General features: G+C 66.5%; 1 pseudogene. It reads right to left on the minus strand.

The annotated features are described in order from the left end of the window. Positions 1–229, minus strand: a pseudogene (locus SB772_RS45870) (carbohydrate ABC transporter permease); the annotation flags it as partial. Positions 230–233 lie beyond the last annotated feature (4 nt).

A 233-nucleotide genomic window follows, 5' to 3' on the forward strand; every position in this document is an offset into this window, starting at 1 on the left:
GCGAGATCAGCGTGACGCCCGCCGAGATCAGCACCGAGTTCCACGCGAAGCCGAAGTAGTTGCTGCGCGCGAACACCTCGCGGAAGCTGTCGAACGTCGGCACGAAGAACAGCGTCGACGCGTAGGCCTGCTGCTCGGTCTTGAACGCGGTGATCGCCATCCAGAAGATCGGGAAGAACAGCAGCAGCGCGATCAGCCACGCCAGCGCGCCGGGCAGCGCGCGCCGCACGAGG

The sequence above is a fragment of the Paraburkholderia sp. SIMBA_030 genome (genome assembly GCF_046535245.1).
Taxonomy (GTDB): domain Bacteria; phylum Pseudomonadota; class Gammaproteobacteria; order Burkholderiales; family Burkholderiaceae; genus Paraburkholderia.